At 64.1% G+C, this 12,266-nt stretch carries 14 protein-coding genes; 6 read left to right on the top strand and 8 right to left on the bottom strand.

Annotated features, from left to right (window positions below; genetic code table 11):
- Nucleotides 1-69 precede the first annotated feature (69 nt).
- On the top strand, nt 70-657 hold the full coding sequence (locus ACSU1G_RS02400; RefSeq protein WP_439278291.1) for a TetR/AcrR family transcriptional regulator: 588 nt from the start codon (nt 70-72) through the stop codon (nt 655-657).
- Here ACSU1G_RS02400 and ACSU1G_RS02405 read toward each other — a convergent pair whose 3' ends face one another.
- Genes ACSU1G_RS02405 through pdhA form a run of 3 tightly spaced genes read right to left on the bottom strand, consistent with a single transcriptional unit; the run spans nt 658 to nt 4,170 of the window.
- Complete coding sequence (locus ACSU1G_RS02405) at nt 658-2,049, bottom strand: dihydrolipoamide acetyltransferase family protein (protein ID WP_439278292.1); 1,392 nt, start codon at nt 2,047-2,049, stop codon at nt 658-660.
- Nucleotides 2,046-3,056, bottom strand: coding sequence for an alpha-ketoacid dehydrogenase subunit beta (locus ACSU1G_RS02410; protein WP_439278293.1), 1,011 nt, complete (start codon nt 3,054-3,056; stop codon nt 2,046-2,048). Before ACSU1G_RS02410 ends, ACSU1G_RS02405 begins: the two co-directional genes overlap by 4 nt.
- Before the next feature lies 1 nt (nt 3,057).
- Entirely contained in the window at nt 3,058-4,170 is a 1,113-nt protein-coding gene (pdhA, locus tag ACSU1G_RS02415) for a pyruvate dehydrogenase (acetyl-transferring) E1 component subunit alpha (protein ID WP_439278681.1), read from the bottom strand.
- Between the two features lie 168 nt (nt 4,171-4,338).
- Between pdhA and ACSU1G_RS02420 the strand changes: the two genes are divergently transcribed.
- On the top strand, nt 4,339-4,812 hold the full coding sequence (locus ACSU1G_RS02420; RefSeq protein WP_439278294.1) for an Lrp/AsnC family transcriptional regulator: 474 nt from the start codon (nt 4,339-4,341) through the stop codon (nt 4,810-4,812).
- Here ACSU1G_RS02420 and ACSU1G_RS02425 read toward each other — a convergent pair.
- Nucleotides 4,784-5,692: an alpha/beta fold hydrolase gene (locus tag ACSU1G_RS02425; protein ID WP_439278295.1), complete on the bottom strand. Its 909-nt coding sequence runs from the start codon at nt 5,690-5,692 to the stop codon at nt 4,784-4,786. The two genes, ACSU1G_RS02420 and ACSU1G_RS02425, sit on opposite strands and share 29 nt — an antisense overlap.
- 60 nt (nt 5,693-5,752) lie before the next feature.
- On the opposite strand from ACSU1G_RS02425, the gene ACSU1G_RS02430 reads away from it, so the two are divergent.
- Nucleotides 5,753-6,469, top strand: a complete 717-nt coding sequence (locus ACSU1G_RS02430; protein ID WP_439278296.1) for a 3'-5' exonuclease — start codon at nt 5,753-5,755, stop codon at nt 6,467-6,469.
- Between the two features lie 101 nt (nt 6,470-6,570).
- Here ACSU1G_RS02430 and ACSU1G_RS02435 read toward each other — a convergent pair whose 3' ends face one another.
- The 3 genes from ACSU1G_RS02435 to glgA form a co-directional block, all read right to left on the bottom strand.
- On the bottom strand, nt 6,571-6,825 hold the full coding sequence (locus ACSU1G_RS02435; RefSeq protein ID WP_439278297.1) for a type B 50S ribosomal protein L31: 255 nt from the start codon (nt 6,823-6,825) through the stop codon (nt 6,571-6,573).
- An 85-nt stretch (nt 6,826-6,910) separates the two neighbouring features.
- Nucleotides 6,911-7,696 (bottom strand): ABC transporter ATP-binding protein, encoded by a 786-nt coding sequence (locus tag ACSU1G_RS02440; protein ID WP_439278298.1) that lies wholly within the window; start codon nt 7,694-7,696, stop codon nt 6,911-6,913.
- Between the two features lie 17 nt (nt 7,697-7,713).
- On the bottom strand, nt 7,714-8,898 hold the full coding sequence (gene glgA, locus ACSU1G_RS02445) for a glycogen synthase (protein WP_439278299.1): 1,185 nt from the start codon (nt 8,896-8,898) through the stop codon (nt 7,714-7,716).
- A gap of 46 nt (nt 8,899-8,944) precedes the next feature.
- Here glgA and ACSU1G_RS02450 point away from each other — a divergent pair, with 46 nt between their 5' ends.
- Entirely contained in the window at nt 8,945-10,189 is a 1,245-nt protein-coding gene (locus ACSU1G_RS02450; protein WP_439278300.1) for a glucose-1-phosphate adenylyltransferase, read from the top strand.
- 22 nt (nt 10,190-10,211) lie between these two features.
- Nucleotides 10,212-10,847 carry a phosphoserine phosphatase SerB gene (serB, locus tag ACSU1G_RS02455; RefSeq protein WP_439278301.1) on the top strand — a complete coding sequence of 212 codons (636 nt, stop codon included), beginning with the start codon at nt 10,212-10,214 and terminating at the stop codon, nt 10,845-10,847.
- Between the two features lie 17 nt (nt 10,848-10,864).
- On the opposite strand, the gene ACSU1G_RS02460 is transcribed toward serB, so the two are convergent.
- A complete protein-coding gene (locus ACSU1G_RS02460) occupies nt 10,865-11,575 on the bottom strand; it encodes a beta-ketoacyl-ACP reductase (protein WP_439278302.1) in 711 nt (236 codons plus the stop codon).
- 127 nt (nt 11,576-11,702) lie between these two features.
- Here ACSU1G_RS02460 and ACSU1G_RS02465 point away from each other — a divergent pair, with 127 nt between their 5' ends.
- A complete protein-coding gene (locus ACSU1G_RS02465) occupies nt 11,703-12,254 on the top strand; it encodes a DUF4190 domain-containing protein (RefSeq protein ID WP_439278303.1) in 552 nt (183 codons plus the stop codon).
- Nucleotides 12,255-12,266: the final 12 nt, after the last annotated feature.

Below are 12,266 nucleotides of genomic sequence, written 5' to 3' on the forward strand. Positions count from 1 at the left end.
TGGCACACAACATGCCTTTCGGTTAGTGTTCACTAACCAGTGCATTTAGGTTAGCGAGCATTAACTGAGATGACAACCCCCCTCACGGCGCGTGATCGCGCCAAAGCTGAACGCGCAGACGCCCTCCTACAGGAGGCTGCGCGCCTATTTGCTGCGCGCGGATATTCGGGGGTCAGCTTGGAGGACATCGGCTCCGCCGTCGGTGTCTCCGGCCCCGCGGTGTATCGCCACTTCGCCGGCAAGCAAGCGCTACTCGGTGCGGTGCTGGTCAAGGTCAGTGAAGAACTCGTGCGCGGTGGAACGACAGTTGCGGACGCCGCATCGCGCGCCGACGATCGGATGCTGGCTCTCGTCAGCTTCCACGTCGATTTCGCGCTTTCCAACGCTGATGTCATCCGCGTGCAGGACCGTGATCTTGCCCACCTTTCGGATGCCGACCGTGCCGAGGTACGTCGCCTGCAGCGCGCATACATCGATCTGTGGATCTCGGCGCTCGAACCACTACACGAGACGTCAGCGGACGATCTGCGGCTCCGCGTGCAAGCGTGCTTCGGGCTCATCAACTCCACTCCGCACAGCACGCGTAGCGCCTCGCGTTCGAAGAAGGTCACAGCCAGAACGCTGATCGCCATGGCCCACGCAGCTCTGCTCGCCTGATCAGCGCAGCAGCATTGCTCGCCCTGGCTCTTCCAGTATGTCCGCGACATCCTTGACGAACCGTGCTCCCTCGGCACCATCAACAATCCGGTGGTCGAAGGAGAGACTCAGCGTCATGATCTGACGCAGTGCGATCTCTCCGCGGAACTCCCATGGCCGTCGGCGAACCGCCCCGACAGCAAGGATGCCCGACTGACCCGGCGGCAGGATGGGAGTACCCGCATCGATGCCGAAGACGCCGATGTTGGTGATCGAGAACGTGCCGCCAGCAAGCTCTGCCGGAGATGTTTTTCCGGAGCGAGCCGTTTCGGTTAGTGCACGTACTGCATCGGCAAGCTCGGGCACTGTCATCTGGTCGGCACCCCGGATGTTGGGCACGATGAGGCCGCGCTCGGTGGCTGCGGCGATCCCCAGATCCACATAGTGCGGCTGAACGATCTCGCCTGCGTCCCCATCCCACCGGGAGTTCAGCCCTGGTGTGCGGGTGAGCGCAAGGCATACCGCTTTGGCGACGATGACGAGCGGACCGATGCGATGCTCGGCAAGCGAACGATCCTGGCGCAGGCTTGCGATCAGGTCCATCGTCGCGGTGACGTCGACCGTGTGGAACGTTGTGACATGCGGCGCAGTGAAGGCGCTCTGCACCATGGCCGCAGCGGTGTGCTTGCGCACCCCGCGGATAGGGATCCGTGTCTCACGCTCCCCGGTCATGAGCGGCGGCACAGTGAGCGGCGCCTCAGAATGCGGCGCCTCAGAGCGCGCCGTCTCAGCCGGAACCGCGTCCGATCGTCCACCGACGCGCTCTGCGTAGGCGTCGACATCCTCGCGGGTGATGACACGGTCGCCGACTTCCGCGGCGATCAGCACGATGTCGATACCCAGCCTCTTGGCGTAGGCGCGCACCGGCGGCGTCGAACGGGGGCGCTCACCCACACGGGCGGGAGTCGGCATCTCGGGCAGCACATCGTGCGGTGCGGCTTCCAACACCGCGGTGTCGACGGCCACAGGATTGCCACTGGCACGGCGCGTACGCCGCATCGGTCGGGTCTTGCTCGAGGGTGCTGCGCCGTAGCCGACGAGATTCGGCGGCGTCTTCTCTTCGGCAGGCTCGCTCTTCTCTTCGGCGGGCTCCGCACCTTCGACCGGCTCTGCGCTCTCAACCTCGAAGGCGATCAACAGCGAACCGACAGCGACTGTCTCCCCCGCTTGGGCGTGCAGAGCCGTCACCGTGCCCTCATAGGGCGACGGCAGCTCGACGATGGCCTTGGCTGTCTCCACCTCGGCGAGGGTCTGGTTCAGTGTGACCGTGTCACCTGGCGCGACGAGCCACTGCACTACTTCAGCCTCGGTGAGACCCTCGCCGAGGTCAGGGAGATGGAATTCCTCGTTCATGAGTCGGCTCCCGTCAGGCTGTTCGGGCGGTCCATCACGCGGTCGACCGCGTCAAGGATCCGATCCAAATCCGGCAGATGGAACTTCTCGAGTTTCGAGGGCGGGTACGGCACATCGTGCCCGGTGACACGCAGCGGTGCCGACTCGAGATACTCGAAGCATCGCTCGGTGATGCTGGCGATCACCTCGGCGGCGACTCCGGCTTCACGCGACGCCTCGTGGGCGACGACGACGCGTCCAGTGCGACGCACTGACGCGGTGACGGTGTCGTAATCCACCGGGGAGATCGAGCGCAGGTCGATGACCTCGAGCGACAGACCCTCGTCCTCGGCTGCGGCTGCGGCATCCAGCGCGGTTGACAGCATGGCGCCGTAGGTGATGACCGTGGCATCCGATCCGGCGCGCACCACGCGAGCAAGGCCCATAGGCGGGGCATCCGCCAGCGAAGAGTCCAGATCGACCTCACCCTTGTGGTGGTAGAGGCGCTTGGGTTCGAAGAAGATGACCGGGTCATCCGAGGCGATCGCCTGCTGCAGACAGCGGTAAGCGTCCTGCGGGTTGGAGACCGCGATGACGCGGAGCCCCGCGGTGTGCACGAAGTATGCTTCCGGCGATTCCGAATGATGCTCGGCCGCGCCGATGCCACCCGCCCAGGGAATCCGGATGGTGATGGGCATCTTCACCCGACCCTGCGTGCGGTAGTGCAACTTCGCGACCTGCGAGACGATCTGATCGAACGCCGGGTAGACGAATCCATCGAACTGGATCTCGACGACCGGGCGGTATCCGCGATAGGCGAGACCGACAGCAGTCCCAACGATGCCTGATTCTGCGAGTGGTGTGTCAATGACGCGAGAGGCGCCGAACTCGTCCAGCAGCCCATCGGTGATGCGGAACACTCCGCCGAGCTTGCCGATGTCCTCGCCGAGCAGCACGACTTTGTCGTTGTCTCGCATTGCCTGACGCAACCCAGCGTTGAGCGCCTTACCCAGAGTGATCTCAGTCATCTCAGGCCTCCTCGAACGATGCGAGGTACGCCGCGTACTCGTCCCGCTGGCGCGAGATTCCTGTGTGCGCCTCAGCGTATACGCCGTCGAAAACGGCCAGCGGCTCGCGCGTGACCATGCTCAGACATGCCGCGCGCATCTCGCGTGCCATCACGTCAGCGTCAGCGTGCGCTGCGGCGATCTGCTCGTCGTCGATCTCGCCCGTGGCGCGCAAGTATGCCTCAAGCCGGGAGATCGGGTCGCGTGTGCGCCATGCCTCCAGTTCCGCCGGGTCGCGGTAGCGCGTGGGGTCGTCAGAGGTGGTGTGCGGTCCCATCCGATACGTCACCGCTTCGATAAATGCGGGTCCCTTGCCTGCGCGGGCATGGGCCAGTGCCCACCGCATGGCGGCCATGCAGGCCAGCACATCGTTCCCGTCGACGCGCATGCTCGGGATGCCGAACCCAGGCGCACGGCCCGCGATCGGGTACTGCGACTGCAGCGCGACAGGCTCAGAGATCGCCCAGTGATTGTTCTGGCAGACGAACACCACCGGCGCCTGGTACGAGGCTGCAAAGACCATCGCTTCGTTGACGTCGCCCTGGCTGGTTGCACCGTCACCGAAATAGGTGACGGCAACTTCCGGAGCCTTCTCAAACTTGATGCCCATGGCGTAGCCGACCGCGTGCAGCGTCTGCGCGCCGATGATGATCTGCAATGGCGCCATACGTATCTGGGCTGGGTCAAATGGTGCGCCTTCTTCGCCACGCCATACGCGCACGAAGTCGCCCGGCTGTGCGCCGCGGGCGTAGATCACACCGGTCTCCCGGTAGCTCGGGAAGACGAAGTCGATCGGATCAAGGGCACGGGCGGTGCCGATCTGCGCTGCTTCCTGACCCTGGCAGGGCGCCCAGAGACCCAGCTGGCCCTGTCGCTGGAGCGCGAATCCCTCGGCGTCGATACGACGGAGGATGACCATGTCACGATGAAGTGCGCGCAACTGCACGGCATCGACGTCTGCGACGTATCGCTCGAGCTCAGGGTTGCTGAGTCGAGTTCCGTCCGGCGCGATAAGCCGCTCGGTGAGTTCGAGATCCTGCGTGGTGTCTGCGATTGGGGTGATCTGCGGTGACATCATCGTCCTCCTGTCGTGTGTCTCCCTCGTGAGGAGTTGCACGCCTGCTCCGACGTCTTCATCGGATGCTTCGAGCGTACGTCCATTGATCAGCACGCTCAAGCATCTCCCCCTGCCTTGAGCATGTTGCCCAGTTATTGCCCGGGCATCCTGCTAACGTTTGGCACTATGTCTGCTCTCGATCGCGTTGACCTCGAACTGCTCGCCGTGCTCGCTGAGGATCCCCGAACAACCGTCGTCGCGCTTGCTGAGGCACTCGGTCTGTCACGCAATACGATTCAGGCCAGGATGGCAAGGCTGGAGAGTACCGGCGTCTTCCTGTCCTACGAGCGCTCCTTCTCTCCCGAAGTTCTCGGCTTCCCGCTCCAGGCATTCGTGAGCATTGGCTTGCGACAGACAGATCTCCCACGCATCACTGCGGAGCTCGCCCGCATCCCCGAGATTCTCCAGGTGCATGGGCTCAGCGGATCCATCGATCTCCTCGCACGCGTCGCCTGCAGAGATGCGCGGCACCTGTTCGACACGGACGCCCGAATACTTTCCATCGACGGCGTCGAGCGCACCGAGACATCACTCGCGATGGGCGAAGTGATTCCGTTCCGCGTTGCCGGGCTTATTGGCCTCGCGCGACGGGAACCCTAAGGAAACGACGGATCGCCCCGGCCGCTTCTGCCGGAGTTTCGTAGTGGATCAGGTGTCCCACGCCGGCGATCTCCACGAGCTCCGCGTTCGGGAACAGCGTCGCGAGGTACCGCTCTGCTTCGATCGGGGTGATGTCATCCTGCTGCGCCGCGACCAACAGTGTCGGAACGTCGATCTGAGGGGCATAGGCGCGAACGTCGTTGGAGACACTCGCGACGAAGGCGTCTCGCAGCACGTCTCGATCAGCGAAGTCGGAGAAGTAGGTGTCGTGCTGATCGTGGATGAAACGGCGAAGCACAGGGTCCTTGGTCTTGGCCATCGTGAGGCTCATGACTCGTACGATCAGCTTGCTGCGCAGCAGCGCGGTTCCGAGCTTCGCTGGCAGCTTCGCGCCCAGGTCGTAGTAGAAGACCGCGAGCCGTGTCATCACGCCCTTCGGCCCCTCCAGTGCGGGTGCGCCGATCGGGTTAATGAGGACGAGGCGGGGCGTCTCCAAACCGCCAGCGACTGCAGCCGAAGCCACTATGGATCCGAAGGAGTGGCCGAGGATGACGGCGCCGGGTGCGACAGCGGCGGCGAACTCCTGCAGCCAGCCTGCGTACTCGTCGAGGTCATGTGTGCGGCCAGGAATCGGCGCAGTCTCACCGAAACCAGGGAGATCAGGCGCAATTACGCGGAGCTCTGGGAGATACGCGAGCACAGGCTCAAGCCCATGGTGCTCGCCTCGGAAGCCGTGCACCGCGATTACTGTGGGGACACCCTCGACATCGAGTGAGGGTCCGTACACCCAGTACGCCGTCGTCCCGCCTCGCACGAGAACCTCATGACGCTCAATGGGAAGGCGGCTGAGCCGTTCGGCATAGGGCGAGAAAACGGGCATGAATCCAGTCTACGGGCGAGCCTGCGCCGTAATGTCCGAGGCCCTCCCTACCGTGGTGTCATGGCAATCGATCTCGAACTCCCCGTCTGGCTCGGCCGTATCGGCGTCTTCGATCTGGAGACCACCGGCGTCGAAGTCATGACCGACCGCATCGTCAGCGCTCACGTGGGTGTGCTCGATGCCAAAGGGCGAGAGATCGCGGCGCGGTCCTGGCTTGCCGACCCCGGCATCCCCATTCCGGATGGTGCGGCGGCCGTACATGGAATCAGCACGGAACGGGCACAGCGTGAAGGGCGAATCGCACGCGAGGTCGTCGCCGAGATCACCGAGTCGTTGCGGGCGCTCTTCGCCCAGGGCATGCCTGTTGTGGCATATAACGCCTCCTACGACTTCTCCCTGCTGACCAACGAGTGCGTGCGGCACGGCATTCCGCCGCTCGAAGCGCCGGGCCCCATCATCGATCCGCTGGTCATCGACAAGGCGGTCGACCGTTATCGCAAAGGAAAGCGCACGCTCGAGGTCGTCGCCGAGCACTACGGTGTGACGCTGGATGGCGCGCATGAAGCGTCGGCAGATGCCATCGCGGCCGGCCGCGTCGCCCAGGCGATTGGGCGCACTTTCGATCTTGCGCCGTCGGCGCACGAACTTCACACCCAGCAGATCAGCTGGGCTCGCACCCAGGCGGAGAGCCTCACCGAGTACTTCATCCGTATCGGCCGCCTCGATGCTGAGGATGCGCTCGACGGCACGTGGCCGGTGCGGCAGCCAGCGGGCTGAGCGCCAACGCCGGGACGTGCCTGAGCCGGGAATACCCTGGAGACGACAAAGGCCCCGAACTCCGACATGGAGTGCGGGGCCTTCGTACTGCAGGAGGCTGCTTACTTGCTGCCGCCGAAGCCCTTGAAGCGCTGGTTGAACTTCTCGACGCGACCGGCCGAGTCCATGATGCGCTGCTTGCCCGTGTAGAACGGGTGCGAAGCAGAGGAGATCTCGACGTCGATGACGGGGTACTCCACGCCATCCAGCTCGATGGTCTTGCTGCTGCCCACGGTGGAGCGGGTGAGGAACGTCTCGCCCGAGCCGAGGTCGCGGAACACGATGTCCTTGTAAGTGGGGTGAATGTCAGTCTTCATGCGGATTCCTTGGCTTGCGGGGTGCGTACAAAATGAAAGTCAGAGGGTGCAGGTGCACCAGGGGTTGAGTTTAGCAGATCTGCGCTCACGAAGTGGCGCGCGCGGCGTACCGACCCTCGTCTGATGTGAGCAGGATCGGCATGCCGAATGCCTCGGTGAGAGCATCCGCCGTCAAGGTCTCCGCAATCGGGCCCGCCGCGACGATGCTGCCGTCGCGAATCAGAAGCACGTGCGTGAACCCGACCGGAATCTCCTCGACGTGGTGAGTCACCATGACCATGGCCGGCGTCGTGGGTGAAGAAGCGTAGCCACTGAGAAGACTCAGCAGCTCTTCGCGTGCCCCCAGGTCAAGCGAGGCGGTTGGCTCGTCGAGCAGCAGCAGCTCGGGATCGGTCATCACCGCGCGGGCAATCTGGACGCGCTTCTGCTCGCCATCGCTGAGCGTTCCAAAGGTGCGGTCAGCGAGGTGATCGAGCTTCCACTCGCCGAGCACGCGCAGCGCACGTCGTTCGTCGATGTTCTCGTACTGCTCGTTCCAGCGCCCCATCACCGAGTACGCGGCGGTGAGCACGACATTGAGCACGGTCTCATCACTCGGGATGCGCTTGGCCATCGCCGAGGACGCGAACCCGATCCGCGGCCGAAGCTCGAAGACATCGGTACGCCCGAGCATCTCCCCGAGCACGGTGACAGTTCCCTCGGTGGGGTGCATCAGCGTGTCAGCCAACTGCAGCAGGGTGGTCTTGCCGGCACCATTCGGGCCGAGCACCACCCATCGCTGATCGTGGGCGACCTGCCAGGTCACATGATCGATGATGTTGCGCCCATCACGGCGCACGACGGCATCGGTGAATTCAAGAGCGCTCGGCATGTTTCCAGCCTATCGGCTCACCGGGTCAGGTCTGCGTAGAGCGCGCGCGTGGTGTCGGCAATCGCCGCCCAGCTGAACTCTGCGGCCGCGCGCTGGCGTCCGGCGGCTCCGTACTCGGCTGCGCGCTCAGCATCCATCGCGACTTCCGTCAGCACACGCGTGAGATCCGCGACATATCGATCAGGGTCTACGGGCGTGCCAGTGCCATCCTGTACCTGCTCGATCGGCACCAGCCGGCCAGTGACGCCATCGGCGACGACCTCAGGGATGCCACCGGTCGCTGTGCCGACGACGGCCGCACCGCATGCCATGGCTTCGAGATTCACGATTCCGAGCGGCTCGTACACGGACGGGCACACAAACGTCGTCGCCGCCGTGAGAATCGCGGATAGCTCATCACGCGGCAGCATCCGCTCGATCCAGATCACGCCCCGTCTGCTCTGCTGCAGCAGCCGCACGCCCTCCTGTACCTCGGCCATAATCTCGGGAGTGTCCGGGGCCCCGGCACAGAGCACAAGTTGCACCTCTGGTGGCAGCTGCGCAGCGGCCCGCAGCAGATACGGCAGCCCCTTCTGCCTGGTGATTCGCCCGACGAAGACCACCGAGGGCCGCGACGGATCCATGCCAATGCTCTGCAGGAACGCGGCATCCTGAACTGGACGCCACCGTTCGACGTCTATCCCGTTGTGGATTACCCGAACTCTCTCTGGATTCACCTGCGGGTAGCTGCGCAGAATGTCCGCGCGCATTCCCGCGGAGACGGCGATGATCGCCGACGCGTTCTCATAGGCGAGTTTTTCGATGCCGCTGGACACCGCGTATCCGCCGCCGAGCTGCTCCGCTTTCCAGGGCCGCAGCGGCTCCAGGCTGTGGGCGGTCAACACGTGCGGGATGCCGTGCAGCTGCGAGGCGATGTGACCGGCAAAGTTCGCGTACCAGGTGTGACTGTGCACGAGGTCAGCGCCGGCGACATCCCCGACCATCGCAAGATCTGTGCCGAGCGTCTGCACTGCGGCGTTTGCACCTGCCAGCTCTGCCGGAGTTCGATACGACTGGGCCTGCCGTTCGTCGCGGTCCGCACCGAAGGCGCGCACCTGGACCTCGATGGTTTTCCTCAGCGCCGTGACGAGCTCGGCCACGTGCACACCAGCACCGCCATAGATCTCCGGCGGGTACTCCTTGGTGATCATGTCAACTCGCATGCCTGAACGCTAGTACAGCGAGACCTTCGGGATCTATGGTTGAGCCATGGCGGTCCCAAAGAAGATTTTCGGCATCATCCTCGCCGGCGGCGAGGGCAAGCGGCTTATGCCCCTGACAGCGGATCGAGCGAAACCGGCCGTACCTTTCGGTGGACAGTATCGACTGATCGATTTCGCGATATCCAATCTGATCAACTCGGGGCTGCGGCAGGTCGTCGTCTTGACTCAGTACAAGTCACACAGCCTCGACCGCCACATCTCGCAGACGTGGCGAATGTCTTCGCTACTCGACTCGTACGTGACCTCTGTGCCCGCACAGCAGCGGCTCGGCAAGCGCTGGTTTTCCGGTTCGGCCGATGCCATTCTGCAGAGCCTGAACCTCATCAACGATGAGAAGCCGGACATCGTCATCGTGATCGGCGCCGACCACGTCTATCGGATGGATTTCCGACAGATGCTCAAGGCGCACATCGCTTCCGGCGCGAAAGCGACCGTGGCCGGCATCCGCCAACCGCTTTCGATGGCAGATCAGTTCGGCGTCATCGATGCCGAACCGGATGGCAGCGGGCGGATCCGCGCGTTCTTGGAGAAGCCGGTGGATGCCGAGGGCCTCGCCGATTCACCGCACGAGGTACTCGCGTCCATGGGTAACTACATCTTCGACACCGATGCGCTGATCGAAGCGGTGCAGACCGACGGCGAACTGCCCAACTCGAGCCATGACATGGGCGGTGACATCGTGCCGTACTTCGTCGAGCGCGGTGAGGCCGGGTACTACGACATGAAAGAGAACGATGTGCCGGGGTCGTCGGTACGCGATCGCGCGTACTGGCGTGATGTCGGGACGATCGATTCGTTCTTCGACGCGCACATGGATCTCATCTCGACACTTCCGGTGTTCAACCTGTACAACACGTTGTGGCCGATCCGCACCCAGAGTGTGAACGCGCCGCCCGCAAAGTTCGTGCGCGACGCTGTGGGGCGCATCGGGAACGCGATCGACTCAATCGTGTCTCTGGGATCTGTGCTCTCCGGCACGCATCTGGAGCGCAGCGTGGTAGGCCCCGGCACGCTCGCGGCCGGTGGCTCGACGATCACGGACTCGGTGCTGTTTGATCAGGTGATTGTGGGGCAGGGCGCCCGCGTTCATCGGGCGGTTCTCGACAAGAACGTGGTGCTGTTCGACGGCGCCACAGTCGGGGTCGATCGCGAGCGCGATCTCGAGCGCGGATTCACCGTGACCGAGTCCGGAATCACCGTGGTGGGCAAGGGCGTGCAGGTCGAGCGCTGATCGGCGCGCTACGCTCGATCGCGTGACTGCTGCGCGCTTCCTCGTCGTCCTCGATGCCGATTCCACTCTGATCCGCAATGAGGTGATCGAACTTCTTGCCGATGAAGCCGGCCGCCGTGAAGAGGTTCAGGCCGCTACAGAGGCCGCCATGCGCGGCGAGGTCGACTTCGCAACCAGCCTGCGCTCGCGAGTGTCCGCACTGACCGGCGTCTCCACCGATGCCTTCGCACGCGTACGTGCCCGTGTCGAGCCGACGCCGGGCGTTCGTGCGCTGACCGCTGCCGTCCATGAGCGTGGCGGTGTCGTCGGCGTCGTATCCGGCGGATTTCACGAGATTCTCGATCACATCGCGCCGGATCTCGGTGTTGATCGCTGGCGGGCGAATCGGCTGGCCGTAGCCGACGGCGCACTGACCGGGTTTGTCGAGGGCGAGATCGTGGATGCTGCCGCCAAGGCGCATTCGCTGAAGACCTGGGCTGCTGAGCTCGGTGTGCCGTTGAAGGCGACGATCGCGATCGGCGACGGCGCAAACGATCTGCAGATGATGGCGGTCGCGGGGCTCGGACTCGCATTCAACGCGAAGCCGGCAGTGCGCGAGGCTGCGAGCCTCGTGATCGGCCCACAGGACCTCAGCGCAGTGATCCCGCTGCTACCCTGACTCGGCGAGTCTGGACGTTAGTGGCCCATTCCGAGACCACCGTCGACCGGAATCACCGCACCTGAGATGTAACCGGCATCGTCACCGGCGAGCCACGCGACGACGCCGGCAACCTCATCCGGTGTCGCGAAGCGCCCGGCGGGGATGCTCGCCTTGTACTGCTTCTGTGTCTCCTCCGACAGCTCGGCAGTCATGTCCGTCTCAATGAAGCCGGGCGCAACAACGTTCGTGGTGATGCCACGTGCGCCGAGTTCACGCGTGAGCGAGCGTGCGAAGCCGACCAGCGCGCTCTTGGAAGCGGAGTAGTTGACCTGCCCGGCCGAGCCATACAGACCGACAACACTCGAGATCAGGATCACTCGTCCGAAGCGCGCCCGAAGCATCCCCTTGGATGCACGTTTGACGACCCTGAACGTTCCGCCGAGATTCGTTGCGACCACACTGTCGAAATCATCCTCGCTCATGCGCATGAGAAGCGTGTCCTTGGTGATTCCGGCGTTCGCGACGACGATCTCGACCGGGCCGAGTTGCGCTTCGACCTCGGTGAATGCCGCGTCGATGGCAGCAGCATCCGTCACATCCGCACGAACTGTCAACGTGCCATCTGGCCCCTCACCGCTGCGGGCTGTAACAGCGACGCGGTAGCCATCGCGCACGAAGCGCTCTGCAATCGCACGACCGATGCCGCGGTTACCTCCGGTGATGAGGACGACGCGTTCTGAATTCATGTTTCCACTCCCAATGGCGCTCAGTCAGGCCGGAGCCATCATATCGGGGTGCGGGCACCAGATCGCCGAGGCAAAATTGACACTGCCCAGGGCAACTGGGAGCCTGAGTGCAACGAAAGGCAGCGGTATGAGCGAGAACAATGGATTCCCTGGGGTAGAACCCACAGTTGCACCCGTCCCGCAGGCGAATCCCTACGCTCCTCCGCAGCCCTATCCCGGCGCTGCCGTCCAGCCGAGCGCGCCGAACTACTACCCACCGCAGCAGCAGCCTTACGCCGCTGCCCAGCCCTACGCCGGCGCCCAGCCTTACGCCGCTGCCCAGCCCTACGCCGGCGCCCAGCCTTATTCCGGCGGCCAGCCCTACGCCGCTGGTCAGCCATACGCCACGGCTCGTCCGACCAGTGGTCTCGCAGTGGCCTCGCTGGTCACCGGAATCGGCGGCATCGTCCTCAGCTTTGCGTTCGTCACACTGTTGGCGTCGATCGTCGCGGTGATCACCGGGCATATGGCGCTCAAACAGCTCCGACAGAACCCGGCGCTCGGTGGGCGAGGTCTCGCAATCACGGGTCTCATCCTCGGCTACATCGGCGCCGTGATCCTGGCGATCACCGTGCTTATCGGCGTCTTCTCGCTCTTCTTGATCGGGAGCGTAGGATTCCTGCCGTTCTTCCTCTCCTAGAACCACCTTTTC

The organism is Microbacterium sp. A93 (genome assembly GCF_051842835.1).

Excerpts from the sequence above, each read along its gene's own strand:
- ACSU1G_RS02430 (WP_439278296.1), top strand. The coding sequence starts at position 5,753 with ATGGCAATCGATCTCGAACTCCCCGTCTGGCTCGGCCGTATCGGCGTC.
- ACSU1G_RS02410 (WP_439278293.1), bottom strand. The coding sequence starts at position 3,056 with ATGACTGAGATCACTCTGGGTAAGGCGCTCAACGCTGGGTTGCGTCAG.
- ACSU1G_RS02465 (WP_439278303.1), top strand. The coding sequence starts at position 11,703 with ATGAGCGAGAACAATGGATTCCCTGGGGTAGAACCCACAGTTGCACCC.
- ACSU1G_RS02405 (WP_439278292.1), bottom strand. The coding sequence starts at position 2,049 with ATGAACGAGGAATTCCATCTCCCTGACCTCGGCGAGGGTCTCACCGAG.
- ACSU1G_RS02420 (WP_439278294.1), top strand. The coding sequence starts at position 4,339 with ATGTCTGCTCTCGATCGCGTTGACCTCGAACTGCTCGCCGTGCTCGCT.
- ACSU1G_RS02440 (WP_439278298.1), bottom strand. The coding sequence starts at position 7,696 with ATGCCGAGCGCTCTTGAATTCACCGATGCCGTCGTGCGCCGTGATGGG.
- pdhA (WP_439278681.1), bottom strand. The coding sequence starts at position 4,170 with ATGTCACCGCAGATCACCCCAATCGCAGACACCACGCAGGATCTCGAA.
- ACSU1G_RS02400 (WP_439278291.1), top strand. The coding sequence starts at position 70 with ATGACAACCCCCCTCACGGCGCGTGATCGCGCCAAAGCTGAACGCGCA.
- ACSU1G_RS02450 (WP_439278300.1), top strand. The coding sequence starts at position 8,945 with ATGGCGGTCCCAAAGAAGATTTTCGGCATCATCCTCGCCGGCGGCGAG.
- glgA (WP_439278299.1), bottom strand. The coding sequence starts at position 8,898 with ATGCGAGTTGACATGATCACCAAGGAGTACCCGCCGGAGATCTATGGC.
- ACSU1G_RS02435 (WP_439278297.1), bottom strand. The coding sequence starts at position 6,825 with ATGAAGACTGACATTCACCCCACTTACAAGGACATCGTGTTCCGCGAC.
- ACSU1G_RS02460 (WP_439278302.1), bottom strand. The coding sequence starts at position 11,575 with ATGAATTCAGAACGCGTCGTCCTCATCACCGGAGGTAACCGCGGCATC.
- ACSU1G_RS02425 (WP_439278295.1), bottom strand. The coding sequence starts at position 5,692 with ATGCCCGTTTTCTCGCCCTATGCCGAACGGCTCAGCCGCCTTCCCATT.